The organism is Brevibacillus panacihumi W25 (genome assembly GCF_000503775.1).
Lineage (GTDB): Bacteria > Bacillota > Bacilli > Brevibacillales > Brevibacillaceae > Brevibacillus > Brevibacillus panacihumi_A.
Genome location: NZ_KI629785.1, coordinates 324,386 through 350,482 on the forward strand (window position 1 = coordinate 324,386; position 26,097 = coordinate 350,482).

26 protein-coding genes and 1 pseudogene are annotated in these 26,097 nt (G+C 47.7%); 5 read left to right on the forward strand and 22 right to left on the reverse strand.

From position 1 onward, the window contains the following. Position 1: 1 nt before the first annotated feature. From flgC to T458_RS42535, 17 genes are all read right to left on the reverse strand, one after another. Complete coding sequence (gene flgC / locus T458_RS42455) at positions 2–460, reverse strand: flagellar basal body rod protein FlgC (RefSeq protein ID WP_023557162.1); 459 nt, start codon at positions 458–460, stop codon at positions 2–4. A gap of 3 nt (positions 461–463) precedes the next feature. Then, a complete protein-coding gene (gene flgB / locus T458_RS42460; RefSeq protein ID WP_031305830.1) occupies positions 464–877 on the reverse strand; it encodes a flagellar basal body rod protein FlgB in 414 nt (137 codons plus the stop codon). Between the two features lie 377 nt (positions 878–1,254). Continuing rightward, a complete protein-coding gene (gene codY, locus T458_RS42465; protein WP_023557164.1) occupies positions 1,255–2,034 on the reverse strand; it encodes a GTP-sensing pleiotropic transcriptional regulator CodY in 780 nt (259 codons plus the stop codon). A 46-nt stretch (positions 2,035–2,080) separates the two neighbouring features. After that, positions 2,081–3,478: an ATP-dependent protease ATPase subunit HslU gene (gene hslU, locus T458_RS42470; RefSeq protein ID WP_023557165.1), complete on the reverse strand. Its 1,398-nt coding sequence runs from the start codon at positions 3,476–3,478 to the stop codon at positions 2,081–2,083. A 19-nt stretch (positions 3,479–3,497) separates the two neighbouring features. Beyond that, a complete protein-coding gene (gene hslV / locus T458_RS42475) occupies positions 3,498–4,040 on the reverse strand; it encodes an ATP-dependent protease subunit HslV (protein ID WP_023557166.1) in 543 nt (180 codons plus the stop codon). A gap of 19 nt (positions 4,041–4,059) precedes the next feature. Continuing rightward, entirely contained in the window at positions 4,060–4,998 is a 939-nt protein-coding gene (gene xerC / locus T458_RS42480; protein WP_023557167.1) for a tyrosine recombinase XerC, read from the reverse strand. A 73-nt stretch (positions 4,999–5,071) separates the two neighbouring features. Next, positions 5,072–6,373 (reverse strand): FADH(2)-oxidizing methylenetetrahydrofolate--tRNA-(uracil(54)-C(5))-methyltransferase TrmFO, encoded by a 1,302-nt coding sequence (gene trmFO, locus T458_RS42485; RefSeq protein ID WP_023557168.1) that lies wholly within the window; start codon positions 6,371–6,373, stop codon positions 5,072–5,074. A gap of 33 nt (positions 6,374–6,406) precedes the next feature. Continuing rightward, on the reverse strand, positions 6,407–8,485 hold the full coding sequence (gene topA, locus T458_RS42490; protein ID WP_023557169.1) for a type I DNA topoisomerase: 2,079 nt from the start codon (positions 8,483–8,485) through the stop codon (positions 6,407–6,409). 107 nt (positions 8,486–8,592) lie between these two features. Continuing rightward, on the reverse strand, positions 8,593–9,708 hold the full coding sequence (gene dprA / locus T458_RS42495; RefSeq protein WP_252989834.1) for a DNA-processing protein DprA: 1,116 nt from the start codon (positions 9,706–9,708) through the stop codon (positions 8,593–8,595). A gap of 139 nt (positions 9,709–9,847) precedes the next feature. Beyond that, positions 9,848–10,750, reverse strand: coding sequence for a succinate--CoA ligase subunit alpha (gene sucD / locus T458_RS42500; RefSeq protein WP_023557171.1), 903 nt, complete (start codon positions 10,748–10,750; stop codon positions 9,848–9,850). Between the two features lie 43 nt (positions 10,751–10,793). After that, positions 10,794–11,954, reverse strand: a complete 1,161-nt coding sequence (gene sucC, locus T458_RS42505) for an ADP-forming succinate--CoA ligase subunit beta (RefSeq protein WP_023557172.1) — start codon at positions 11,952–11,954, stop codon at positions 10,794–10,796. 184 nt (positions 11,955–12,138) lie between these two features. Beyond that, a complete protein-coding gene (locus T458_RS42510; protein WP_252989835.1) occupies positions 12,139–13,050 on the reverse strand; it encodes a hypothetical protein in 912 nt (303 codons plus the stop codon). 185 nt (positions 13,051–13,235) lie between these two features. After that, positions 13,236–14,129 (reverse strand): AlbA family DNA-binding domain-containing protein, encoded by an 894-nt coding sequence (locus T458_RS42515; protein WP_023557173.1) that lies wholly within the window; start codon positions 14,127–14,129, stop codon positions 13,236–13,238. Positions 14,130–14,319: 190 nt separating this feature from the next. Next, positions 14,320–14,652, reverse strand: coding sequence for an SCP2 sterol-binding domain-containing protein (locus T458_RS42520; RefSeq protein WP_023557174.1), 333 nt, complete (start codon positions 14,650–14,652; stop codon positions 14,320–14,322). Between the two features lie 58 nt (positions 14,653–14,710). Beyond that, positions 14,711–15,025 (reverse strand): YbjQ family protein, encoded by a 315-nt coding sequence (locus tag T458_RS42525; RefSeq protein ID WP_023557175.1) that lies wholly within the window; start codon positions 15,023–15,025, stop codon positions 14,711–14,713. 146 nt (positions 15,026–15,171) lie between these two features. Beyond that, the gene (locus T458_RS42530) at positions 15,172–15,978 is read right to left on the reverse strand and encodes a CBS domain-containing protein (protein WP_023557177.1); all 807 of its coding nucleotides are present in this window, start codon (positions 15,976–15,978) and stop codon (positions 15,172–15,174) included. Continuing rightward, complete coding sequence (locus tag T458_RS42535) at positions 15,975–16,328, reverse strand: hypothetical protein (RefSeq protein WP_031305832.1); 354 nt, start codon at positions 16,326–16,328, stop codon at positions 15,975–15,977. Before T458_RS42535 ends, T458_RS42530 begins: the two co-directional genes overlap by 4 nt. 474 nt (positions 16,329–16,802) lie before the next feature. On the opposite strand from T458_RS42535, the gene T458_RS42540 reads away from it, so the two are divergent. Both T458_RS42540 and T458_RS42545 read left to right on the forward strand, forming a co-directional pair. Then, positions 16,803–17,276 (forward strand): RrF2 family transcriptional regulator, encoded by a 474-nt coding sequence (locus T458_RS42540; RefSeq protein WP_031305833.1) that lies wholly within the window; start codon positions 16,803–16,805, stop codon positions 17,274–17,276. Between the two features lie 50 nt (positions 17,277–17,326). Then, positions 17,327–18,244 carry an NAD(P)/FAD-dependent oxidoreductase gene (locus tag T458_RS42545; RefSeq protein WP_023557180.1) on the forward strand — a complete coding sequence of 306 codons (918 nt, stop codon included), beginning with the start codon at positions 17,327–17,329 and terminating at the stop codon, positions 18,242–18,244. A 211-nt stretch (positions 18,245–18,455) separates the two neighbouring features. On the opposite strand, the gene T458_RS42550 is transcribed toward T458_RS42545, so the two are convergent. Further along, on the reverse strand, positions 18,456–19,019 hold the full coding sequence (locus T458_RS42550) for a dihydrofolate reductase family protein (RefSeq protein WP_023557181.1): 564 nt from the start codon (positions 19,017–19,019) through the stop codon (positions 18,456–18,458). Positions 19,020–19,132: 113 nt separating this feature from the next. Between T458_RS42550 and T458_RS42555 the strand changes: the two genes are divergently transcribed. Beyond that, positions 19,133–19,591, forward strand: coding sequence for a winged helix-turn-helix transcriptional regulator (locus T458_RS42555; protein ID WP_023557182.1), 459 nt, complete (start codon positions 19,133–19,135; stop codon positions 19,589–19,591). Between the two features lie 46 nt (positions 19,592–19,637). Here T458_RS42555 and T458_RS56490 read toward each other — a convergent pair whose 3' ends face one another. Both T458_RS56490 and T458_RS42565 read right to left on the reverse strand, forming a co-directional pair. Next, a complete protein-coding gene (locus T458_RS56490) occupies positions 19,638–20,042 on the reverse strand; it encodes a CBO0543 family protein (protein WP_252989836.1) in 405 nt (134 codons plus the stop codon). Then, positions 20,005–21,146, reverse strand: a pseudogene (locus T458_RS42565) (DUF2515 domain-containing protein). Before T458_RS42565 ends, T458_RS56490 begins: the two are co-directional and overlap by 38 nt. Positions 21,147–21,237: 91 nt before the next feature. On the opposite strand from T458_RS42565, the gene shc reads away from it, so the two are divergent. After that, positions 21,238–23,103, forward strand: a complete 1,866-nt coding sequence (gene shc / locus T458_RS42570; protein ID WP_023557184.1) for a squalene--hopene cyclase — start codon at positions 21,238–21,240, stop codon at positions 23,101–23,103. Between the two features lie 81 nt (positions 23,104–23,184). After that, complete coding sequence (locus tag T458_RS42575; protein WP_023557185.1) at positions 23,185–23,496, forward strand: protease inhibitor I42 family protein; 312 nt, start codon at positions 23,185–23,187, stop codon at positions 23,494–23,496. Positions 23,497–23,549: 53 nt separating this feature from the next. On the opposite strand, the gene T458_RS42580 is transcribed toward T458_RS42575, so the two are convergent. Both T458_RS42580 and T458_RS42585 read right to left on the reverse strand, forming a co-directional pair. Continuing rightward, the gene (locus T458_RS42580) at positions 23,550–25,094 is read right to left on the reverse strand and encodes a YifB family Mg chelatase-like AAA ATPase (RefSeq protein ID WP_023557186.1); all 1,545 of its coding nucleotides are present in this window, start codon (positions 25,092–25,094) and stop codon (positions 23,550–23,552) included. 221 nt (positions 25,095–25,315) lie between these two features. Continuing rightward, positions 25,316–26,035, reverse strand: a complete 720-nt coding sequence (locus T458_RS42585) for a hypothetical protein (protein WP_023557187.1) — start codon at positions 26,033–26,035, stop codon at positions 25,316–25,318. Positions 26,036–26,097 lie beyond the last annotated feature (62 nt).

Sequence of the window (26,097 nt, forward strand, 5' to 3'; positions counted from 1 at the left end):
CTTATCTGATTTCCAGTGCTTTCATCATCATGCTTTTCGTTGCGTTGAGAACCGTAACGTTGGCCTCGTAGGCGCGGGAAGCGGAAATCATGTCCACCATTTCCTTCATCAAGTCAACGTTTGGCTTTAATACGTAACCTTCCGCATCCGCATCTGGATGCATCGGTTCATATACCCGCTTGAAAGGCGTATTATCCTCTCGAATTGCGGTTACACGTACCCCTTGCTCTGTTCCTTGCCCCGTAACAGTTCCTACAGCAGCTTGCAGAAAATTGTCGAAGCTTTGTTGCGACTTCGGAGACATCTCTACCATTTTTCGCTTGTACGGCTGCCATGCCCCATCTACAAAGGTCGCTCGAGTTGATTCATAGTTAGCGACGTTGGCGGCAATCGTATCCAGACGTAGACGATTGGCCGTCAGTGCCGAGCCACTGGTGTTAAGACCGTGAAACAAGTTCATAACCTATTTCCCCCCACCTTGAATCACATTTTTCAGTTTTTGGAATGATCCGGCTGTCAGCTGGGTCAAACCGTTGTACCAAATCGTGTTTCTTGCCAATTGATTCATCTCGGATTCCATATCGACATCATTCCCATTATTCTGCACGGTCTGATCAGGGTTGGAAATGATTTGCGGCGTTACACCCAACCCGTTTTTCGAAAATGGAATATGCCGCGCATCTGTACGATACGCTTCCAGCTTCCGTGTTCCTTGAATCCCGGTCAATTCTTGCTGCAAGAATTCTTCAAACACGACTTGTTTGCTTTTGTATTGAGGGGTATCTATGTTCGCAACATTATTTGCGATGGTTCGATGTCTCAGTGTTGCAGCATCCAGTGATCGTTCCAAGATCTGCAAATGATTGCTATTCAGCAAAGCTTCTCCCCCCATAATTTGATTTTGTTTGTGCAAATTCCACAAATGCACCAATAATTCCTCTATTTTCGACATTATTACGTAATCATCATAGCAAAATCGCTAATATTCAAAAAGCCCCTATTTCTTGTTCTTTCACAAAATGATTCAATGGGACTAATCAGGGTGAACGCTTATCATAAATGCTTTATTTGTAGAATGTTTCGTGCAACTGTCAGATTTTCACAGGTTAATTTACCCTGTAAAAACTATGAAAATTGGTATTTTTTAGGTAATCACATTTTATTGAATAGGACTAATTACCCAGTAAAAAAGACGGGGCAGCCGTAGCTGCCACGTCCATATGGTACGTTACGTTCCTTTTTTAAGCTCCATTATTACGAGCTTTTCAATTTCTCCAGTTCAGGCAATAGTTTTTCATTCAGTACTTTGATAAAAGTACCTTTCATTCCCAGTGAACGGGATTCAATCACGCCTGCACTCTCCAGCTTGCGCAACGCATTGACGATTACGGAACGTGTGATTCCGACACGGTCTGCAATTTTGGATGCTACGAGCAAGCCTTCTTTGCCTTCCAACTCTTCAAAAATGTGTTCAACAGCTTCGAGCTCACTGTAAGAAAGTGATCCGATCGCCATTTGCACAACAGCTTTGCTGCGAGCTTCTTCTTCAATTGCTTCCGAACGCTCACGCAGGATCTCCATTCCTACTACAGTCGCGCCAACCTCTGCGAGAATCATGTCATCGTCCACAAATTGTTCATTGATTCTACCCAAGATCAAGGTACCCAAACGATCCCCTCCACCGATAATCGGTACGAGAGTGGTCCAACCGGTACGGAATACTTCTTTCATCTCTTCCGGGAAAATCGTGTAAGGGCTGTCGACGTCCAGGTTTGCTGAGGTCTCTTCAACCTTCAACAGACCTTGGCTGTACGATTCAGGGAAACGGCGCTCCTCCAGCATTTTGCGCATACGCGCATTGTTCATTTCCTGGTGGATGGCAAAACCAAGCAGTTTGCCTTTTCTGCTTACGACAAATGTGTTGGCTTCAATGACATCGCTTAATACTTGTGCCATTTCATTGAAGTTCACGGCATGACCTGCAGATTTCTGCAGCATGCGGTTAATTCTTCTTGTTTTTGATAAAAGATCCATTGGTATTTTTCCTCCCATGGGCAGATCATCGCTGCCCAGCGTGCTATTACAAGATATATTGGCTTAAATCTTTATTTCCAGCAATCGTTCCCAATTTCTGTTGAACGTAATCTGGCGTGATTTGGACAACCTCAAGATGGATGTCCGGCGCTTCAAAGGAAAGGTCTTCAAGCAGCTTTTCCAGGATCGTGTGCAATCTCCTGGCACCGATGTTATCGGTCGATTGGTTGACTTCCGCAGCCATGCGCGCGATTTCCAGGATCGCTTCCGGTGTAAATTCGACTCGTACCCCTTCTGTTTCCAATAACGCCGTATACTGCTTGAGCAAAGCGTTTTTGGGCTCCGTCAAAATTCTGACGAAATCTTCGACGAGCAAGCTGGTCAATTCTACACGGATAGGGAAACGGCCTTGGAGCTCCGGAATCAAATCAGACGGTTTGGCAATATGAAAAGCTCCTGCTGCGATGAACAGCACGTAATCCGTTTTGACCGGACCATACTTGGTCATGATCGTCGAGCCTTCCACAATCGGCAAAATGTCGCGTTGTACACCTTCTCTGGAAACATCCGGGCCGCGCCCGTCTTTTCCCGCGATTTTGTCGATCTCGTCTATGAAAATGATTCCATGGTTCTCAGCACGGCGAATGGATTCCTGCGTAACTTCATCCATATCCACCAGTTTTTGCGCTTCCTGCTGAATTAATACCTTTCGGGCATCTTTAATTCGCAATTTTCGTTTCTTCGTCCGTTTGGGCAAAAGGTTGCCGAGCATATCCTGCATTTGCATACCCATTTGTTCGCTGCCCGGAACCTGAAACATGTCGAACATCGTGGGTGACTGGTCCTCTACATCGATCTCGATGACCTGGTCCTCCAGTTGTCCGTTGGCCAGCTGCCAAGCAACCTGTCTTTTTTGCTGCTGCACAGACGCTTCATCTGGATCTGGATTGTTTTGTTGCTGCTGCTGTTGTCCGCCGAAAAACATTTCAAGTGGATTTTTAAAGGAGTTTTGCTGCTTGCGTGAAGGAACCAGAACATCTACGATTGCTTCATTCGCGACCTTTTCCGCCTTTTCCTTTACTTCATCCATCTTTTCCTGCTTCACTGTGCGAATGGAGGCTTCAACAAGGTCGCGCACCATGGACTCCACATCTCGGCCGACATAGCCCACTTCTGTAAATTTGGTCGCTTCCACCTTGATAAAGGGAGCTCCCGTCAGCTTGGCAATCCTGCGAGCGATCTCTGTTTTCCCTACCCCTGTCGGCCCGATCATGAGAATATTTTTGGGCACGACATCGTCTTTCATCTGCTCCGGCAGCTTGCTTCTGCGATAGCGATTACGAAGGGCTACGGCAATCGCCTTCTTCGCTTGCGCCTGTCCGACGATGTATTTGTCCAGATGTTCGACGACCTTTCGCGGGGTTAACTGCTCATCATTTCGCACGGATAAACCTCCCTTTTGATCAGTTCAACTCATCCACTACTAGATTATGGTTCGTAAAGACGCAAATATCGGCTGCCGTATGCAATGACGCTTCTGCAATTTCGCGGGCACTCAGATGCGGGGCATATTTCTTCAAAGCGCGACCTGCAGCCAGCGCAAAGCTGCCTCCGGAACCAATCGCCAAGATCCCATCATCCGGTTCGATGATTTCGCCATTTCCTGACAGCAAAAGGATATGTTCTTTGTTGACTACGATCATCATCGCTTCGAGCCGGCGGAGGACCTTATCCATTCGCCATTCCTTTGTCAGTTCGACCGCTGCCCGCTGCAGATTGCCATGGTACTCTTCCAGCTTCCCTTCAAACTTTTCAAAGAGAGTGATCGCATCTGCAACTGATCCGGCAAAACCAGCAAGAACTTCGCCTCGGTAGAGACGTCTTACTTTTTTTGCTCCGTGCTTCATGACTGTGCTTTGGCCAAAGGTAACCTGACCATCCCCTGCCATCGCGACTGACCCATTGTGATGTACGGCAAAAATAGTTGTGGCATGAAACTGTTCCATAATATCGGCTTCCTTCCGATTACGTATTGGTGGAACCGGAATTACGCATCGATGCGCGCGGATGAGCAGTGTCGTATACATGACGAAGCCGCTCCTTTGTCACATGTGTGTATACCTGTGTCGTCGAAATATTGACGTGCCCCAACAATTCCTGAACAACGCGAAGATCGGCGCCTCCGTTCAGCATATGGGTCGCAAATGTGTGACGAAATGTATGCGGTGATACACGCAGATGAAGCGCATAAGTCTCGACATATTTGTCCACGATCCGGCGAACACTTCGATCCGATAACGGCTCTCCCCGGTAGTTCACGATCAGTCTGCCGTGGTCTTCCTTGCCCGCCATCAGCTTATCTCTTCCATATTCTAGGTATTGCCGAAGAATGTCACAAGCATAACTTCCGATTGGAACATATCGTTCTTTTGCGCCCTTTCCGTATACGAGGGCGACTCCCATAGATGGATTGACATCCTGTATCGTTAGCATGACCAATTCAGACACGCGCATGCCGCTTGCATAAAGCAGTTCAAAAATCAGTCGATCACGAATTCCCAATGGAGTAGTCATGTCGGGAAGGTCAAAAAACGCCTGCACTTCTTGCGGATACAAAAAGGAAGGGAGTTTCTTCTCCATTTTAGGAGTCGAGACCATTTGAAATGGATTCTGTTCCAACTGACCTTCACGCATTAAAAAACGACAAAGGCTGCGCAAACTGGAAAGCTTGCGGGCAATACTGCGACGGGAAAGCCCCTTTTTTGCCAAGTGTGCCAGGAAGGAGCGACCATGCAAATAAGAAACAGCAGCAAATGCAGTGATTTGGTGCTGTTCCATAAAAGCGACAAATTCTCGGATATCTGCCACGTATTGCTTCACCGTATGAGGAGAGGCGTTTTTTTCGATTCGCAAATAGCGAGTAAACATCAAAATCTCAGCTTGATATTGCGGCGAAGTGTCCATATGGGATGCACCCTCCTCGAAGCACCTATATAGTAACACAGTGGAAAATCAGATTTCAATGCAAATTGTGTCGTTATTGTGTAAAATTCTGAATTGTATCTAGCGCCCGCTCAGCAAGTTTTTCGTTTTTCTCCCGTTTGTTCCGAATTCGCTCCGGCCACTCTGGAACCAGACCAAAATTGGCATTCATCGGTTGAAAATGGTTCGGATCTGCAGAGGTGATATACTTCGCCATACTGCCCATGATCGTCTCCGGTGGAAGGACTAACAGCTCCTCACCCTTGGCCAGTCTGGCAGCGTTCATCCCAGCCAGGAGGCCGGACGCGGCCGACTCCACATATCCTTCCACGCCTGTCATTTGACCGGCAAAGAACAAGGTATCGCGATCTTTATATTGGTAGGTCGGCTTCAACAGCTTCGGAGAGTTGATGAAGGTATTGCGGTGCATGACCCCGTAGCGGACGATCTCACAGTTCTCTAAACCGGGGATCAGGGAGAAGACTCGCTTTTGCTCCGGCCATTTCAGGTGAGTTTGAAAGCCAACGATATTATAAAGCGTCGCAGCACCATTGTCCTGTCGAAGCTGGACAACAGCGTACGGTTTCTTGCCGGTATGCGGATCGGTCAATCCGACTGGCTTCATTGGACCGAACAGCATGGTTTGGCGTCCTCGTTTGGCCATGACTTCGATGGGCATGCAGCCTTCAAAGAAGATCTCTTTTTCAAACTCCTTCAGCGGAACTGCCTCCGCCGCGATCAACTCGTCATAAAAACGATTGAACTCCTCTTCCGTCATCGGGCAATTCAGGTAAGCAGCCTCACCCTTGTCATAGCGGGAAGCCATGAATACCTTGCTCATATCAATCGATTCTTTTTCAATAATCGGAGCTGCGGCGTCGTAGAAGTACAGATAATCTTCACCTGTCAGGCGCTTCAACTCCTCCGATAATGCCGGAGAAGTGAGAGGGCCTGTCGCGATCACGACAATGCCGTCAGGAATGCGGGTGATCTCTTCTGTCATTACTTCGATCAGGGGATGATTGCGGACGGCATTCGTCACGTATTCCGCAAACTCGTGCCGATCCACCGCCAATGCTCCGCCTGCCGGGACCGCACAGCGATCAGCTGCACCGATTATCACAGAATTGAATCGACGCATTTCTTCCTTTAATACTCCGACCGCATTGGTCAGTGCATTGGCACGCAAGGAGTTGCTGCATACCAATTCCGCAAACTTGTCTGTATGATGCGCAGGCGTCTGCGTCTTTGGTCTCATTTCATATAATCGAACCGGAACCCCGGCCTGGGCGATCTGCCAAGCGGCTTCACTCCCAGCCAAGCCGGCTCCGACGACGGTAATCGCTGCTTGTGTCATGCTGTCCATCCTCCAAGCCTATTGAAAATCACATCAGGAGTCTGCTTCCTCCTGATAGTCACAATTCGTGCATACGATGCTGACACCCTGTTTTTTACGTTTCTTCTCGACGAGCATATGCGAGCATTTTGGACAAGGACGAGCAATTGGTTTGTCCCAAGAAACGAAATCACATTCCGGATAACGATTGCATCCATAGAAAATTCTGCTCTTCTTAGATTTACGTTCGATAATGGATCCAGTTTCACAGTTCGGGCACTTTACGCCAATTTCTTTGACGATTGCCTTCGTGTTCCTGCAATCCGGGAATCCCGAGCATGCCAAAAACTTTCCAAATCGGCCAAGCTTGTAGACCATCACACTGCCGCAGAGCTCGCAGTTCTCGTCCGACTCTTCATCTTTGATTTCGACTTCCTTCATCTCTTCCTCAGCGTAAGCGACTCGCTTGGCAAAATCATGATAGAACGAATCCAGAACCTTTACCCAGTCCGTGATCCCTTCCTCCACCGCATCCAGACCTGATTCCATTTTTGCCGTGAATTCAACGTCGAGGATTTCCGGGAAGAACTCTTCCATCAGTGTAATAATGATTTCGCCAAGTTCGGTAGGGACAAATCGCTTCTCTTCCAGTGCGACATAGCCGCGTTTTTGAACGGTTTCTAGCGTTGGCGCATACGTGGAAGGGCGTCCGATTCCTAGTTCCTCCAGAGTCTTGACGAGTCGAGCCTCCGAATAGCGCGGCGGTGGTTGAGTGAAGTGCTGATTCGGTTCCAATTCACGTGATTCCAGAATCTGGCCTTCCTCGATCGGCGGCAGGAAGCTCTCCTCTTCCGTGCCATCATCATTTCCTTCAATATATACTTTCATAAAGCCCGGGAATTTCACCTTGGATCCCGTAGCCCGGAAGATCACTCCTCCCGCCTCAATATCAACGCTCATCGTGTCCAATACGGCAGAAGCCATTTGACTGGCGAGGAAACGCTCCCAGATCAAGCGATACAAGCGAAGCTGGTCACGCGAAAGAAATTGTTTGATTTCATCCGGTGTACGACTCACAGATGTCGGACGAATCGCTTCGTGGGCATCCTGAGCATTTTCTTTCTTGGCTTGGACGCGAGGTTCGGTCAAGATGTAGTCTTGGCCATACTTTTCGAGTATGTAGTCTTTCGCTTCCTTTTGCGCAGTCTCGGAGATGCGTGTCGAATCGGTACGCATATACGTAATCAAACCGACTGCGCCTTCCTTGCCTCCGACATCGATCCCTTCGTACAGCTCTTGCGCGATTCGCATGGTCTTGGCCGTACGGAAGTTCAATTTGCGGGCTGCTTCCTGCTGCAATGAACTGGTGATGAATGGGGCTGCCGGGTTGCGTTTGCGCTCCCGCTTGGTCACCTTTTTCACAGTAAAGGGCTGGTCTTTGATTTTCTCGAAGACCTGCTTCACATCATCTTCAGAGGAAAGCTCTACCTTCTCTTCCCCATATCCATAAAACTTAGCCTCAAATTCTTTGCCGTTGCTCAACAGCTTGCTTGCGATTGTCCAGTATTCTTCCGGAACGAACTGCTGGATCTCGCGTTCACGATCGATGATTAACTTTACAGTCACTGATTGAACGCGCCCCGCGCTCAAGCCTTTTCGTACTTTTTTCCAAAGGATCGGACTGATGTTGTATCCGACAAGCCGATCCAGAATACGCCGTGCCTGCTGGGCATTGACCAGGTCCATGTTGATGTGGCGCGGATGCTTGAACGCCTCTTTGATGGCATCCTTGGTAATCTCGTTGAAGACGACGCGCAACGGCTGACTCATATCCAAGCCCAGGTATTGCGCCAGATGCCAGGCAATTGCTTCCCCTTCGCGATCCGGGTCAGCCGCCAGATAGACTTTTTTCACCTTTTTTGCAGCGTCCTTCAGGCTCTTTAATACGTCACCTTTGCCGCGAATGGTTATGTATTTCGGTTCGAAAGACCGTGTCACGTCCACTCCCGTTTGGCTTTTAGGAAGGTCTCGCACATGGCCCATTGATGCTTTTACAATATATTTGCTGCCAAGGTATTTCCCGATGGTTTTCGCTTTCGCAGGGGATTCTACGATTACGAGCGTGTCAGCCATTTTTTTCCTCCCCTTTTAGTAAGGAATCTCCCCTATTATTAATGATGCTAATTAGATTTGTCAAACACTTGAACGCGCAAATGGCGCATCAGATTGACAATGGGGACCTATCGACGGGCATAATACCCACCTGGGAGACAGGCAATATGCCCTTTCGCTTCTAATACCAGAAGTGTCTGATGCAGCATTCCTCTTTGGGATGCGGGAACTGCCTGCAGCAACTCATCGGTGTGAATGCCTTCTTCTGAAAGCTTTCGGTATACAATCATCTCTTCCTCTGACATCGACAAGATTCGTGTTCTTTCTATATTATTATCTGCTCCGAACGAGGATAAAATATGCTCCCACTCTTCCAGGATGTCACTGACTTTTGTCACGAGCTTGGCACCTTGCTTCAGCAGGTTATGCGGACCGGCACTCAACGCTGAAAAAATCGGTCCCGGGACTGCAAACACATCCTTTCCTTGCTCAAGCGCACAATCGGCCGTGATTAATGAACCGCTTCGCTCCGCCGCCTCCACGATTAGTACGCCGGCACTCAATCCACTGATAATTCGGTTGCGCTCCGGAAATAGCCCTGGAATCGCCCGAGTGCCTGGAGGGTATTCAGAGATGAGCAGTTCCGTCAACTCCATTTTTTGGTACAGTTTCCTATGCCCTGCCGGATAGACCTGATCGATCCCGCAGCCCATGACTCCGATCGTTCTGCCTCCGTTTTTTAAAGCTGTGTCATGCGCTTCCCCATCGATTCCATAGGCAAGGCCCGAGACGATCGTAAGCCCTGCATGCACCAATTCTTTCGTCAGGGTAGCGCATACGGCACGACCATAAGGTGACGGCTTGCGTGATCCTACTACCCCAATCGTTTTTTCCTCCAGGAGCAAAGTAGGGTCTCCTCGGTAAAAAAGGGCAAGAGGCGGATCCGGAATCTGCCGCAAACGCTCTGGGTAACCAGGATCGGTACAAGCCAGGAAGCGGATCTCCCTCTCTTCACGTTCACAAGCGAGCTGCTTCACGACCTCCATCGGTGACTTTTTGACATTCGGCGGAAGAGTTGTGTCCTTTATTTTCAACAGGTGAAATAGATCTTCCCAATCCTCCAAGGCCGCTGCATACGATCCGTAGGTTTCATAGATAGCACGGATTCGCTTGCGGCCAAGCCCCGGAATCATGATCAGGAAATAGAGTATGTCCCGCTCCCGGGTGGTCAGATCGTTCATCATCCATCTCTCCTTCGTCAATGACTGGATTTCTTGACGTCATTGTACTCCAGCACATTGTAGCGAAAGACAAAGGAGGTGTTCAAAAAAAGTAAAGACGGACCTGCATAGCAAGTCCGCCTTTACTCATATGTTGGTCGACTTATTTCGACATTACTTTATCCAGCATGCCGCGCTCTTTCAACACTTCTACCAGCGTTTCACCGATGGCAGCAGGTGTTTTTGCTACGCGAACACCGCAAGATTCCAGCTTCGCGATTTTCTCAGCAGCTGTACCTTTTCCGCCGGAAATGATCGCACCAGCATGGCCCATGCGTTTTCCTGGAGGCGCTGTTTGACCGCCGATGAAGCCTACTACTGGCTTCTTCATGTTGGCTGCGATCCAGTCAGCTGCTTCCTCTTCTGCAGTACCACCGATTTCACCAATCATGATAACTGCTTCTGTGTCTGGGTCTTCGTTGAACATTTTCAGAACATCGATGAACTCCATCCCTTTTACAGGGTCCCCACCGATACCTACTGCAGTGGATTGACCGATGCCGCGAGTAGAGGTTTGGTGAACCGCTTCATAAGTCAGGGTACCAGAGCGGGATACGATACCCACTTTACCTGGAGTATGGATGTAGCCTGGCATGATACCGATTTTGCACTCGCCTGGTGTGATAACGCCTGGGCAGTTAGGACCAATCAGTTTGGTTTTCTTGCCTTCCATGTAGCGTTTTACTTTCACCATGTCGAGGACTGGGATACCCTCTGTGATACAGATTACGAGGTCCAGCTCAGCGTCAACTGCTTCCATGATCGCATCTGCTGCGAAAGGAGGAGCTACGTAGATAACAGATGCATTCGCGCCTGTTTTTTCTACTGCTTCCGCTACGGTATTGAAAATCGGAATACCGTCTACTTCTGTGCCACCTTTACCAGGTGTTACACCGCCCACCATTTGCGTACCGTATTCAACAGCACCGCGAGTGTGGAACAAACCAGTAGCACCGGTGATCCCTTGTGTAATCACTTTTGTATGTTTATTAACGAGAATACTCATCGCGTATTTTTCCCACCTTTTTTAACGTATCTGATCGACTTGTTTACTTCACCAAAGATACGATTTTCTCAGCGCCATCAGCCATGGATTCAGCAGCTACGATGTTCAAACCAGACTCGTTGAGAATTTTCTTTCCGAGTTCCACGTTGGTGCCTTCGAGGCGAACAACCAGTGGTTTGTCCAATTTGATTTGTTTCGCTGCATTCACAACGCCATTTGCAATGACGTCACATTTCATGATGCCGCCGAAGATGTTGACAAAAATACCTTTTACTTTTTCATCGCGAAGAATGATTTTGAAAGCCTCAGTAACTTTTTCTTCAGTAGCTCCGCCACCAACGTCAAGGAAGTTAGCTGGGTCGCCACCGTAGAATTTCACGATGTCCATTGTAGCCATCGCCAGACCTGCGCCGTTTACCATGCAACCGATGTTGCCATCGAGCGCGATGTATGCCAGGTCAAATTTGGAAGCTTCGATTTCCTTCTCGTCTTCTTCATCCAGGTCGCGCAGCGCTACGATGTCAGGGTGACGATAGAGCGCGTTGCTGTCGAAGTTCAGTTTGGCATCCAATGCCATTACTTCACCGTCGCCAGTTACAACGAGTGGGTTAATTTCTGCAATAGAGCAATCTTTTTCAACGAAAGCTTGGTAGAGGCTCATCATGAACTTCGCTGCTTTGTTGATCAGCTCTTTCGGAATATTGATCGCATAAGCCAGTCTGCGCGCTTGGAAAGCATTCAGACCAGTTACCGGGTCGATTACTTCTTTGAAGATTTTTTCTGGAGTGCGTTCAGCTACTTCTTCAATCTCTGTACCGCCCTCTTCAGAAGCCATCATGACGACGCTGCCTGTTGCACGGTCAACGACGACACCAACGTAGTATTCCTTTTTGATGTCGCAGCCTTGTTCGATCAGAAGGCGTTTTACTTCTTTACCTTCTGGTCCTGTTTGGTGGGTGACGAGCACTTTACCCAGAATTTCTTGGGCGTATGTACGCACCTCGTCAAGATTTTTCGCAACTTTTACGCCGCCTGCTTTACCGCGTCCACCTGCATGAATCTGAGCTTTTACTACATTGACTTGAGTACCGAGTGCTTTGGCAGCTTCCACTGCCTCTTCCACTGTAAAGGCAACGCGGCCTTCAGGGACTTTTACACCGTACTGTTTAAGTATCTCTTTACCTTGATACTCATGAATGTTCATTCTCCATCCTCCTATGGCAGATAAAGATCGGCAGGTATTTTGACGGGACTATAAAAAATCTGTCCCAGTCAAATCCTCCACTATCAGTGCAACAGTTCTATTCTACGACAAAACTTGCAAAAGTGGTAGTAATATGTTTCTCATTTATCCTCACCAATAAAGTTCTTATTCATGAGTCCATTCCTCATTTTCCAGACGAATCAAGGAGTTTCAGAATATACTGGTCAGCCTGATTATGAGAAAACCACGACTTTTCTACTTGAAAGTATTGTGGATAAAAAATGACGGAACGTGTCGAATCTCCGGTGACAAAATGCAAGACAAGGCGAGGCTTGCCTGGCTGGGAAGGAGCTTCTGGCAACGAAGTAGCGCCTTTGATCGAACGCACGATTTCGTGAGCCATCCCCTGCTTGATGGTAGTAGCTGTCAGGTCGATTTCTTTGTTCTCCATCTGCTCCGTCCCTGTCGCTTCGACTCGCAGCTTCGTCGCTTTGAACAGCTTCTCCAACGAATCTTCGGCTTTCTCCCTTGGAGGCAACAAAGAAGTCAATTGCGAAAACAAAGAACCCTCCACATGGAAGATATGCGTCTCTCTTCCAAACGGGATCGAGATGAGAGTCGGCGTCAGAACGGTGACTTCCATGGCTCTTTCGTTTGAATGGATCCTCATCCGGTAGTAGGGATGCAGCGGATATTGTCTTTTTCCTTGCTCACGTTCTGGAACCGCTTCGCGAAGGATTTGTTTTACGGCGTCCCGCTCAGAGTCCAGCAATAATTTGGTCGAGGAAAGATCCTCAGCAGTGAGGAAAATACTGTTCACCTCCTGCGAGATAATTCCGATGCCGGTCTGGCGGTGTATCCAGTCATAAAAACGGATGGCTCCGGGGCCTCGAAACGTTCGATCCCCGTACTGACTAGCTTTTTCACCAACCGACACAACCAGCGGCGCTAGATTTTTTCTGTACAATACCAGTGTAAAGCGCACATCCTCTTGTTTTAACGAATCAGGCGATTCTTCCAGTTCGTTTCCTTGCTCGGCAAGTTCTTTGAGAAAAACAGGCATATGTAGAGGAATTTCCTGCCCATCCGTAGACATGACAGTCACCTTTTCCACTGCACCCAGTTCTGTTTCGATACTCCCTCTCATGTCAGATCGGATTGTCTAATCCTGAGAGCAGCCTGTCACCAATAAACCAGCTACCAGTATACGAAACAGGTAAGCACGAAAAGACGATTTCATGCATCCAGCCTCCCTTGCGTGCGCATAGTACACTGCATTTGCTACAGAAGCCCCAATCGACGGCTAATCTCACTGCCCAGCTTGCGCTTCACGTAAATCTCCCCGATCTGATGCGGATCTTTTACTAGGACAGATCGATTATTGGTCCGAATGACCACGTACTTTTCCCCATTTTTATCCAAACCACAAATTAATTCGGAGGATACCTCGACAAAAATTGCCACGACGTATTTATCCAGGACTTTCTTCAAGGAAATTTTCGGAAATGGCGTGAGGAAGGGCGTTGTTTTGTCCTGTATGTATTGCGTGATAGCCAAGAGATACTTATCCGGGTCCCCGTACTGTTCAATTTCGTGATTAACGCCAACAATCTCCCCTTCATCCGTGATGCCAAGGAACAGATTCCCATTGTTAGAATTGGCAAATGCCACAACCGTTTTGATAATGCCGCTTTTGGACAGCAGAAAATCACGCTTGAACTCAATCATATCATTTTCGCCCAATTGTGTAGCTACCTGAGGATCCTCGACGCGGCCTAAATAGCGGAATCGGCTGATCGCTCCCAAACGATACACATATTCTTCAAAAATATCGGCTGGAAGCGAGATGTCTTCCAAGACAGCATCTGTATTCTGCCAAAGTTTGTAAGTTTGAGGTGAAAAACACATATCAAAAAGAACAATATTTCCAAGTGAACGGATGTTCATTCCGATTGAAGCAGGTTTCTGCGGCAATACTTGGTAAGGTGTCTCCCCTTGGGCCAGAAGCACACCCGCATAAATCAAGGTATCAAAATAATGGCGGGGCAACGTGGCCTTGTGCTTCAACAAATCGCGGTCATGGCTAGACGGTGTCGTCCCTTGATACAGGTCAAAGTTGACCTTCTCTTCATCCAAAGAGAGGACGACAGCTATAAATGAATATTGTTGGCGCATGGTTTCCCTCGATTTCACGTTTTGGCTTCTCAATTGTTGGTCATATTTTAACGCAATTCTCCAGCAATTGACTAGTCATTTCTCACTATTGACCGCTTTAGACCTAATACAAAAGTACTAAAAAAGCGAGTGACACTCCCAAATTAAGAGGGTCACTCGCCTTATGCGGACAATATTCCATTCAGTTTTTTCAGGATTGATAGGTCTGCAATATCGTTTGCAATGTAAGGGAAAGGCCCATTGCCCCCTTAATCTTCAGTTTCCCCATCATAAAAGCGGTAGTCGGATTTAATTTTCCATGAACGAGCTTGATAAAATTCTCGTCGGAGAGCTCCAATGTACAACCCGCTTCTTCTGTGGCTTCCTTTGTATATGTAGCTCGACTATTCTCAATTTTCACCTGATAAGTACCGCCATCCGCTCCACTCAATTGAAAGTGGTAAACCGCCGTCATTCCTTCGATCCCATGAGGATTTGAGTTTATTTTTTCCAACAGATTCGCAATGGTTTGTTCTACCGACATGTCAACGCCTCCTATCTGGTATCCGCTCCCGATAAAGAAAGAGCCGGGAAGCCCCGGCTTATTTCACTCTTACAGCAGTGCCTGTCGCAATGACCATCATCATGCCTTCTCGCAGCGTTTCAAAGTCGAGATCGACACCAATGACAGCGTTGGCACCCAAAGAACGGGCTTTTTCGGTCATCTCTCGCAGAGCCAGCTCGCGGCCCTCGGACAGTTTGCTTTCATAGGATCCGCTTCTGCCTCCGATGATGTCGGTGATCCCAGCTAGAAAATCACGGACTACGTTCGCCCCCATGATTACCTCGCCACTGACGATACCCAGATATTCCGTTACTTCTTTCCCTTGCAGGGTGTTGGTTGTTGATACAATCATATTTGCAGCCTCCTCAACTTATCAGTCATTCTATTCTTTACTACGATTGAAAAACAATCCAGTTTCATTGCATTGACTTCATCCATTATCCAAAAGTGTATGTTTTGCGGGCAATCCCTATTCCCCGTCATGTCTCGGGTTCTTCCCTAGAGCACCGTACCCGTGAGCCGTTGCTTTGTCGATGTAGACAGCAGGCTTGCCTTCTCAATCAGCTCCCGAAACGAATAGGTAAAAAAGTTCGGATCGAGATAGCCATTCACATGACCAACGGCTGCCGATACCTGCATGTGACGTATTCCGATCGGTGTTTCCATCTGATTGATATAGGATTGGATTTGATCGTCGGCTGCCATTGAAATGACGACAAACTCGTCACCAGCGTATCTGCTCACATAGTCGTGTCTTTCATCCAACATGGAGGCAAGCAAGGCGGAATATTCCCGAATGACATCATCGCCAAATGGATGACCGTATCGTTTGTTGATTTGCCCGAAATTGTTCAGGTCAATAAATAGCAGGTGGAACTGTTTTTTTTCATATAATAAGCGCTCTCCAATGGTTTGGATATAGGGAGCGCGAAATAATCCCGTTAACGGATCTCTAAATTCAGCCAATTTAATCATGATGTTCTCTCTTGTTATCCAGCCTGCCAATTCGTCCTCTGCCATAATCAGAGCCTGCTCAACACCGTGTTCTTCCATCATTCGGCCTGCATCCCATACCGTTTGATCCGAAGATATGCAAATTGGCCCCGGACCCATGGCGTCTGCAACAATTCGATTGGGATGGGAAGCACAAATATCCCTGGGGGTCAGCATTCCTATTACTTCGCCATGGTCCATAACAAGTAACGAGTTTACCCTGTTTTCGCTCATTCGCTCGGCAGCGTGGGCGACACTCTTATCCGATGTGATCGTATGGAGAACCGTTACCATCATATCGGAGACCTTCATGACAACTCCACCTCTCGCTGAACGGTTACCGCAATTTTCAACTCGGATCGCAAAACCATGGAATCGCTGATCATTCGCTCCGCTTCTTCCGTGATGATGCCCATCAACAATTTCTCATCCAGCATTTGCAGGAGTGAATTACGTAGCAAAACTGCCTCGATTTTGGGATGATCCATTTTAATCAAAGTGAATTGCTCCGGTGAGAGGGCCTCTGCCATTCTCCTTACCGCTTCCGGGCCAATGGGAGCTTTTTTCCCAACTATCAGCAAGTCTTGCATAGGAGGCACTTCAAATTCCGATATTTTAAGGGAGAGGGTTGCTTTCCTCGAGTAAACGTTTTTATCATTCATATCCATCCAATCCTCCAACATCGTCACTGCGCTTCTTCATACTCCTGACAGTCATCAGGCTCTCTCAACAAAACTTCCTCGAACTCTCCTTCCCAATCGTTTCATGAGAAGACGGATTCAAAAGCACCTCGCCTGCATCATTTCACGAGCGGGAAATGCAGAGCCAGACAATATTGAGTATGGGAAGGAGCCATTTCATTACGCATAGGACTAAAATTCAGTAACATTTTCAGAAAGTAAGTCTCATTAACTAATCGAAATTCGACATTTTGTGTCTTTGTTCCTACTTGATTCGCCAAATTTTTGCAATATCCTTTTGAATAAGCACTTTTTTCCTGTAAAAACCAAATATTTTAAAATTTACAGGAAAACACTTCTTCCTTGTAAGTGTTGTTGCAAATGGAGACCGCATTGTATATAGTGGATATTATAGGTCTATAATAAGAGGAGTCACTTGGAAAGGAGGGAATGAACATTCAGTTCTCAAAAAGTACTGATTATGCCCTACATGCCTTACTTCATCTCGCTCACTCAAAGCTTCACCAAAACATTGGAATCAAGGAATTATCCGCTGCGCTTGGCGTTTCGGAAAGCTATTTGTCGAAAATCATGTCCAAGCTTCGGCAAGATGGTATTGTACGCGCTGTGCCCGGAGTAAACGGAGGGTACGAGCTGGCACGGCCGGCCGAACAGATTACATTTCTTGAGGTTATCCAAGTGATTGAAGGCAGGCAGCAACTGTTTGAATGCTCGAATTTGAGTTCGCAGCAGCACCGTTTGTTGGCTGAAGATGGTGCTGGAGAATCTCAACGAAAAAGTGAATGCTTGGTGAAAAGAGTCATGGACGGCGCCGAACAACATCTGTATCAATACCTCCGAGAGCATACGATCCAGTCAGTGCTGGACGAGGTTTTCAAGCAAAGCAATCATGCTGTAAACAAGAAGTGAATCACTTCTTGCACTTGAATTATAGACATTACAGATCTATGGAGGTAACGATGAGAGAACAACTTCTCGATGTAGCGATTATTGGTGGAGGACCGGCCGGGCTGAATGCGGCCCTTATGCTTGGGCGGGCGAGAAAAAACGTGGTGGTGATTGATGAAGGCCGTCCCCGAAACGCTGTGACTCGTGAGACCCACGGGTTTCTTACACGAGACGGAGTAAGTCCTAGTGAATTTCGACGAATTGCGCAGGAAGAGATCAGCGCCTATCCCTCTGTGTCTATCGTGGCGGATACAGCCGTGTCGATCACGGGCACGGATGGCCAGTTTCTCATTACTACTGCGCAAGGAGAAACCTTTGCCTGCAAAAAGCTGCTGTTCGCCGTTGGAATGAAAGATCAGCCGCTCGATGTTCCTGGGCTGGCGGAGGTCTATGGGAAAAGCGCCTTCGTCTGCCCGTATTGCGATGGCTGGGAATTACGAGACAAACCGCTTGTCATCATTTCCAAGGGCGCTGGAGTCATGCATTTCGCTCCATTACTCTCCGGATGGACGAATCGTTTTACCATCTGCACGAACGGCCCCGATGAGCTGACTGAAGCGCAACGTGAGGAACTCCGCCAGCATCGCGTCCCCGTATTGAATACGCCGATCCGTTCTATCGACTCAATCGACGGTATGGTACAGCAAGTTGTTCTCGAGGACGGAACGACAATTCCATGTGAGGGGATCTTTTTTAGTCCGGAGCTGGTTACCGGATCGGACCTGCCGCAATCCATCGGATGCCACATCACGGAAGCAGGAATGGTCGTCGTAGATGACTTTGGGAAAACGAATATACCAGGGGTCTACAGCGCCGGGGACGCGGCATCGCGACAGTATCAGGCCATTGCGGCAGCCGCTAAGGGAGCATTTACCGCTGCGGCTATAAACAATGAACTAAATTTGGAGGCTTGGAGAAGAAACGGATGAGGATTATTGCTCTAAAGCAAGGTTGAAAGCAGATCATTCTGTTTCTGGATTGACCCGCAATGCTCCCCCTCGATGGTGATCATGGATTGCGGTGAAGCAGCCGGTGAGCAACTCTGCCAGCAGCATTCGCCTAAAGAACAGGCGTTACAGCGCGCCTGCTACCATGATCACCGCCAGGGCATTGCTTACATGAACCGGCTATAATCCGTTATCATTCTATTTTTTGATAACACAATCCGACTACCCCGTTCTCGTATGTTTTGGTGCGACATAAACGAAGGGATTGTTGTTTTTCAGCCAAAGCAAACAATCGTTGACCTTGGGAAACGATCACAGGATGCACAAGCAGCCACAACTCATCGAAAAGATCATTTTGGATAAAAGATTGCCATGTATGTACTCCGCTTTCGACTGAAATTTGATTCACTTGTTTTTTTAGTGCTTCCAGTTCTCGGGCAAATGACTGAGCGTCTGTGACGACGATTTGCTGTGAATTTCTCCAGATCAAGTCCACTTCGGAACGGGAAATCACCACTTTGGGGATTTCATTGATTCTCACAGCGATAGCTCGTTCAAGGGAATTGGAAGAATTCTCCGCCTGCTGCCAATGCTGCGCTAGGGAAGCGTATGAGTTCCTTCCCACGATTATCGTATCCACTGAATTGTAGTATTCCAAGTAATCTTCGAAAATCTCTTCGCTTAATGTCATCCACCGATCTTCTCCCGAAACAACTCCATCCAGCGACATTTGCATGGTTAAAATGATATTGCCCATCAGTAGACCTCCATGTACGTTTTTTGGACGAAAGTACCAATTTAACTTTTATCATGATAGTAATATAATACAATTCACTTTGATGATCAAACATAAAATGGTATAGTAGAATCATGAAAAGAGAAGAAAACAAATCAGACTGCCCGATCAATTTCACAGTAGAAATTTTCGGAGACACATGGTCTTTGCTGATCATTCGTGACATGATAGCGCTCGGCAAAAAAACGTTCAGCGAATTTCTGGAATTGGAGGAGCGGATCGGTCCGAGTGTATTGACAGATCGTCTAGCTCATTTAGAGGCAAAGGGAGTCATCACGAAAAAACAGAGTGAAACCGATAAACGAAAATTTATCTACTCGATTACGGAGAAAGGCTTGGATCTGATTCCGATTGTGTACGAGATGGCTCTATGGGGCTCGAAGCATAGCCCGAATCCGGTAGCTCCAGACGCTTGGTTCAAGGCGATGAAGCATGACAAGGAGCAAGTGCTGAGATTATATCGTGAAGCCGTCGCTTCCGGCAGTTCCTTTATGAATGGGCCGAACAGCGTTGTGAAAAAATTGAATTTGTAAGTAGAGAAAACCCGTCAATTTTGATTCATTGACGGGTTTTTTTATGCTATGAAAACTTCTGATGAAATCGCCACACCAGCCATAGAAACAAGCTGTACCCGAAGAATGAATAAATATGCCGCCATTCACTGCTGTGGACAAACCACCCCAAGCTTTCCGAAACTTGTTCGGTGTAAGCGGCAATGATTCCAAGGATGGCAAGCCACCTCTGCCATGTATGCAAGCGCTGGAACAAGGAGAGACAGATTGCAGTGAGAAACGGCAGGACAAGCAATGTGAAGAGGATATGAATGTCAAAAACACCGGGGAAAAGCCGTACAGGAAACGAGTACAGCTGCTTTTTTACCAGAATGAGATCCAGATAGGTTCCCAGCCAGGATGCGAAAATCATCGACGGCAGATATGATTTCCGTCTAGTCTTGCCGGATCGCGCTTTGTGCCATGACCGCAAGTTCGATTTTCTCCAGTGTTTTACAGTAATCATCCATGATCTCCCCGTCTATGTTTTCTTCAACATGGAAGAAGTACGTGATGGCTTTCCAATCCTCACACCAATCCCCGGCTTCTGCCTCAGGATGATCCACATCCTTCCATGCATGCTGCAGGGGTGGGCTGAAAAGGCGGCTTGTTCCCGGCTTCAACCGACCGTTTACTGTTCGCTTTCTGTATAAGACACCGGGCATAGTCTCCTTTACGTCGTTGAACAAATGTGGCCAGTAATCTTTGCGGGAGCCGGTATGCGGATGCTCCGCCGCCCATTTCACTGCTTCTCTCAGAATGGCGGTTCGGTCAAAAAGCAGTGTGTATAGCTGCTTTCCCAATCGGATTCGTTCATATAGCGAAGCAAAATGCTGTATTGTGTGCCCGACCAGAGTAAGCTCCCTATCCCCTCTCGATAACAAGGAAAGAGAATCTGATTTAAGCGCAATACGTCCTGTAGTTTGAACTCAAGCGTTTGCAGGACTGTTTTTTGATAATACGGATTCTTGATGATCCTTTCTTCCAAATAGCTTTGCTCGTTAATGATAAGTCCCATCGCTAAAAGATAGCGGTCACCAGTCAACCAGAAGTGATTCCAGATGACCTCCATAAAGACGGATACATGAAAGAAAGGCAGTAGATGAAACAGGTTCATCTCCCTTTTCAGACTTTCCTCGTACAGCAAAAATTGCGGGTAGACGTCTTGAAAAATAAGCCAATTGCCGCGTTCCAAAAACTGAAAAAAATCGTTCTGTTCCGTGTTGGAGAGCAGCCGGGAAAGAAGCTCTCCTTTTAGGTCGGTCATATTCCAGCCGCCGTTTCTCGATACCATGTGTCCCAAAAAGGCCCAATGGATCTCCGGATGGCTTCGATAATATTCGTAGTACGCCGTTGTTCGCGTCACATTGTTTTTGTTGCGTTGCCGCGTACATTCCTTGATTTGTTGAATAAGTTGTTGATCACTTTGTGGCAATTCTGATTGATCTACAGCTCGTTTCGCTCGAAGTCTCACCTTTTTATTTAATTCTCTGCCAATCTTGAATTGCACGCCCAACTGTTTGAGCGGGTTACCCATGCCTACCCTCTCCTATCCAGAACCGTTTGTGCGCATATGCATAACGTGGATATAGGCAGATATCCTGGGATGAAGAAAGGTATGGCGAAACATGAAAGAAAGAGTGGAATCGGAAATAAACCGGATCGTTCATCTTTTGCAAGGCAACCAATCGCCAGACGGAGCTTGGCGTTTTTGTCTAGAGAGCGGGCCGCTGACTGATGCGTATATGATTATTCTATTGCGAAGCTTGCATATCGATGACGAGGAGTTTATCAGCGGTTTGGCGCAACGAATCGCCGCGCTGCAGATGGAGAACGGAATGTGGAAGCTGTTTCATGATGAAGAGGAAGGGATTCTTTCCGCAACCGTCGAAGCGTACTACGCCCTCCTCTACGCAGGACATAGCAAAAGAGACGAAGAACACATGCAGGCGGCCAGACAGCAGATCTTGGCCAAAGGCGGACTCTCGCAAACCAGCATGCTGACCAAGCTGCTGCTATCCTTGACTGGCCAAATTCCTTGGGATGCGCATGTTCCGATTCCCATTGAAGCCATGCTCCTCCCACGCTGGTCCCCTCTTCATTTCTTCGATTTTGTCGGGTACGCGCGAGTCCATATCGCTCCCATCCTGATCTTGACAGACCGCAAGTTGGTCATCCAGACGGGGAGAACCCCCGACATCTCTGAGCTGCGCATCCCCAGAACGGCTGATCACCACTCGTTCGCAGCGCGTTACTTCCAGAAACGAATCGAAGATGTCATCAGGTTTCTACCCTATACGGCGCAGATCCACCAAGAGGCGCTGAATCAAGCAAAACATTTCATGCTGAAACGGCTCGAAGCGGATGGCACCTTATACAGTTACCTGACTTCCACCGTTCTCATGATCTTCGCTTTGCTGGCACTTGGCTATCCAAAAAGTCATCCCATTATCACGCGTGCTGTTGCAGGCCTAAAAGCGATGGCTTGTCACAGAAACGGACAGATTCATATGCAGGATGCCACTTCGACAGTTTGGGATACTGCCTTGCTGACCCATGCTCTCCAAGTATCCGGAGTCTCTGCCTCCCATCCGATGGTACAAAAAGCAGGCAGATATTTGCTATCCCGGCAACATGACAAATATGGCGATTGGGTGCTGCATAACCCTGCAGCCATTCCAGGAGGATGGGGGTTCTCTGATAGCAATACGATCAATCCTGACATCGATGACACAACAGCTGCTTTGCGGGCGATCAGCCCGATGCAAAAAACGGGTATGGCCTACCAGCGAGCGTGGCAACGGGGCCTGAACTGGCTGTTGTCCATGCAAAATGACGACGGTGGTTGGCCCGCTTTTGAAAAAAACACAAACAAACAAATCTTGTCGTGGCTTCCGATCGAAGGGGCAGACGCAGTCAGCACGGACCCATCCACAACCGATCTGACGGGCAGGACCTTGTTGGAGTTTTTGGGAAACCACGCTGGATTGAACGTGCGTAATCGGAACATGCAAAAAGCAGTAAGCTGGCTTTTGCGAAATCAAGAAGAAAACGGCTCCTGGTACGGTCGTTGGGGCATTTGCTATATTTACGGGACGTGGTCGGCAGTTACCGGGATGATAGCGGTTGGTATACCAAAGGAACATCCCGCGATACAAAAAGCAGTACAGTGGTTATTGCGTATCCAAAATCACGACGGGGGTTGGGGAGAATCCTGTAACAGCGATATTGTCAAATCCTATGTTCCTTTAAGGGCAAGTACGCCTTCGCAAACTGCCTGGGCAGTCGATACCCTCATCGCCGCTTCTTCAACACCGACATCGCCGATGATGCGTGGTATACAATTTTTACTGGGGAATGACGCGGAATCGGACTGGACTCTTTCATATCCGACAGGTGCGGCGCTGCCCGGCGACTTTTACTTCCATTACCACAGTTACCGATACATTTGGCCCTTGATTGCGCTCGGACATTTTCAAAAGAAGTATGGGTAAGCTTGCGCATTTTGCCATTTTGAGAGATGTCTTATTCATATGTTGAGGCTTTGGCGGTAATTCAAATAAGGAGTGGTACTTATGCCTGATGCACCAGTATCGACGATTCATGTCCATGTCATGAAGACATTTTCGATTTCTCTTGCATCCAACCCCTCGACAGGCTATCAGTGGATGTTGTCAAATCCACCTGATCCACGCTTCCTTTCCCTGCTGGAGACTACTTATCTGCCGCCTTCTGCCCCCACTACAAGGGTGGGGCAAAGCGGCAGACAAATCTGGAAATTTCAGGCGCTGAAGCAAGGAGTGACCACCCTCTCTTTTAAATATTGTCGCCCTTGGGACGAAAGTGACTGCGCTCAATTTCATTTTTACCTGATTGCGATTCGATAGGTCCCAACATGCGAAAAGCATTGGTTAACCTCGATTCGCCTCGATGAGCAGACTTAGCATACGCCGACTTGGCGATCCAGCGCCCGATAACGGATGGCTTCTGCCACATGGGATGAGCCAATTTTCTCCGCTCCCGCCAAGTCCGCAATCGTTCTAGCCAGCTTGACGATCCGATCGTAGGCGCGCGCACTTAACCCCAAGGTTTCGAACGCCATTTGCAGCAGCTCCTGTCCCTCTTTGTCCAACATGCAATAACGGCGCAATTCTTCTCCACTCATCGCGCTATTGAATGGCGAAGTGGCGCGATGGCCAAACCTCTTGCTCTGGATCGTTCTTGCGGCTTCCACTCTGTCGCGGATCACGGCGGATGATTCTGCCACGTTACGTTGATTTAACAGATGAACAGGTACCCTCGGCACCTCCAGATGTAAATCGATTCGATCCAGGAGCGGGCCAGACAGCTTGGCTCGGTAGCGCTGAATCTGCAGGGGCGTGCAATAGCATTCCCGTTGGTCTCTGGATCCAAAGTAACCACACGGACACGGATTGCACGAGCCAATCAGCAGAAACCGCGCAGGGAAGGTAAATACCTGCTTGGAGCGCCCAATCGTCACAATTCCTGCTTCTAACGGTTGGCGAAGCACCTCCAATACATGGCGAGAGAATTCGGGCATTTCGTCCAGAAAGAGGATGCCCCCGTGAGACAGACTGCACTCTCCTGGCCGTGGTATCTGCGTACCCCCTCCAATCAGTGCTGTAGCGGTAATCGTATGATGGGGAGAGCGAAAAGGGCGCTCACGAACCAGACCGCTGGTACGCGTCAAATGCCCGGCAATACTGTAGATTTTCGTTACTTCATAGGATTCTTCGATCGTCATCTGCGGCATGATTCCAGGAAGACAATTGGCAAGCAGTGTCTTCCCGGACCCGGGTGGTCCTACCAAGATCACATTGTGAAATCCCGCCGCTGCAATCTCCAATCCCCGCTTGACGAGGTCCTGGCCGTAGACGTTACTGAAATCTGGATATTCTGTGCTTTTGTGCAGACTGATGGTCTTCATTTCCATGGCTTCGGTTCCTCGAGATACAAGCTGCTCCTGCATCCAATACTTTGCTGCATCCTGTAAATGTGCGGCTGGCAGCACCATGATGTCGACCAGACGGGCTTCTGCCTCGTTTTGTTCGGGCAAAACTACATGTGTGAATCCATTTCTTTTTGCTTCCAGGAGAATGGGCAACACACCTGACACTGGTCGCAGTGATCCATCCAAGGCAAGCTCACCCAAGATCAGGATGCGCTCTTCCCGTGGTGGAATTTGTTTGGAAGCAAGCAAGATTCCGATCGCGATCGCCAAGTCGAAGCCTGAGCCTTCCTTGCGTTGATCGGCAGGTGCCAAATTGACGGTTATGCGTTGCATCGGGTAGTCAAAGCCCGCATTTCGCATCGCGGACCGGACGCGGTCGCGAGCCTCTTTTACTGCAGAACCGCCAAGTCCGACCAGATCGAATTGCGGCAGTCCATTGGCGATGTCTGTCTCCACAGAAACCATCATGCCATCTATTCCCATTACGGTGCCGGAAAAACTGCAAGCGTACATACGTTTCCCCTCCATCGATAGCGTAGGAAAAGATAGATGGTAGGGGCAAGTTTTTTTGATACTCGGCACTAACACATCCTGATTTCGCTATTATTCACATGCAATCCCGTCATTTTATCTTTTAGTGCAGGACGAAAACCGGACAATCCTACAATTTTAAATGGGGTTATTACGACATAAAAAGCTAAAGCCTCTTGGCTATTAGTCAAGAGGCTACATTCCTAGATATTTATATCATGCAAGAGTTCTTCGCATATGTATCTTTCTTCTTCTGATAAATCACTCTCATTCAACTTTTCAGTAACGTAGGGCAGAAGCCCGCTACCTATATTAACTAAACACTCATAGGCATGATAATCAGTTTTACAATACTTAGATATTACATTATCATCGGTACGCCATTTATTGCTCTTGATTTGCGATAACCAAAATTCAAGCTGCTCTTTTACCGATTTGCTTTTTTGTCTTTGTACGATCTTGAGGAATTCTTCATCATTCACTTTCTCTTCTGGAAAAACAAGATAGAAAGTGTCTAGGCCTATTGTTTTTCTCATCAAAGTACTGTAAGTGAGATAGTCACCACTTTCGGCAGAAGAAACATAGGCAACAAAATCATCTGTTGTGTTTAAGATTTTAAAGTATCCAAATTCAGATAATCTCTTTATAACATTAATTCCTATAAAATATAGCTGATGGTCCATTAAGCTCTTGGGAATAATCGTATCTTGTTCGGGACTATAATTTAGCTCCTTTAGATTAATACAATAATATAAGCTCATTATATCGTTAAGCTGATCGGGCAAATCCTCAAAACTGAAATCGAAATCACCTTCACTAAATCTAAGGCTTATTTTTGTTTGTTCAAATGAGCGATCGTAAAAGGAATCGTTCGTTTCTATAAATTTCTTTTTGTAATTCTCATAGTACCTCTTAAGCCCCAAAATTGGATTTGAGTCTACCCCCCTTATCTTGTTAAGCTGGTATCAGAAGAACAGAGGGGGAT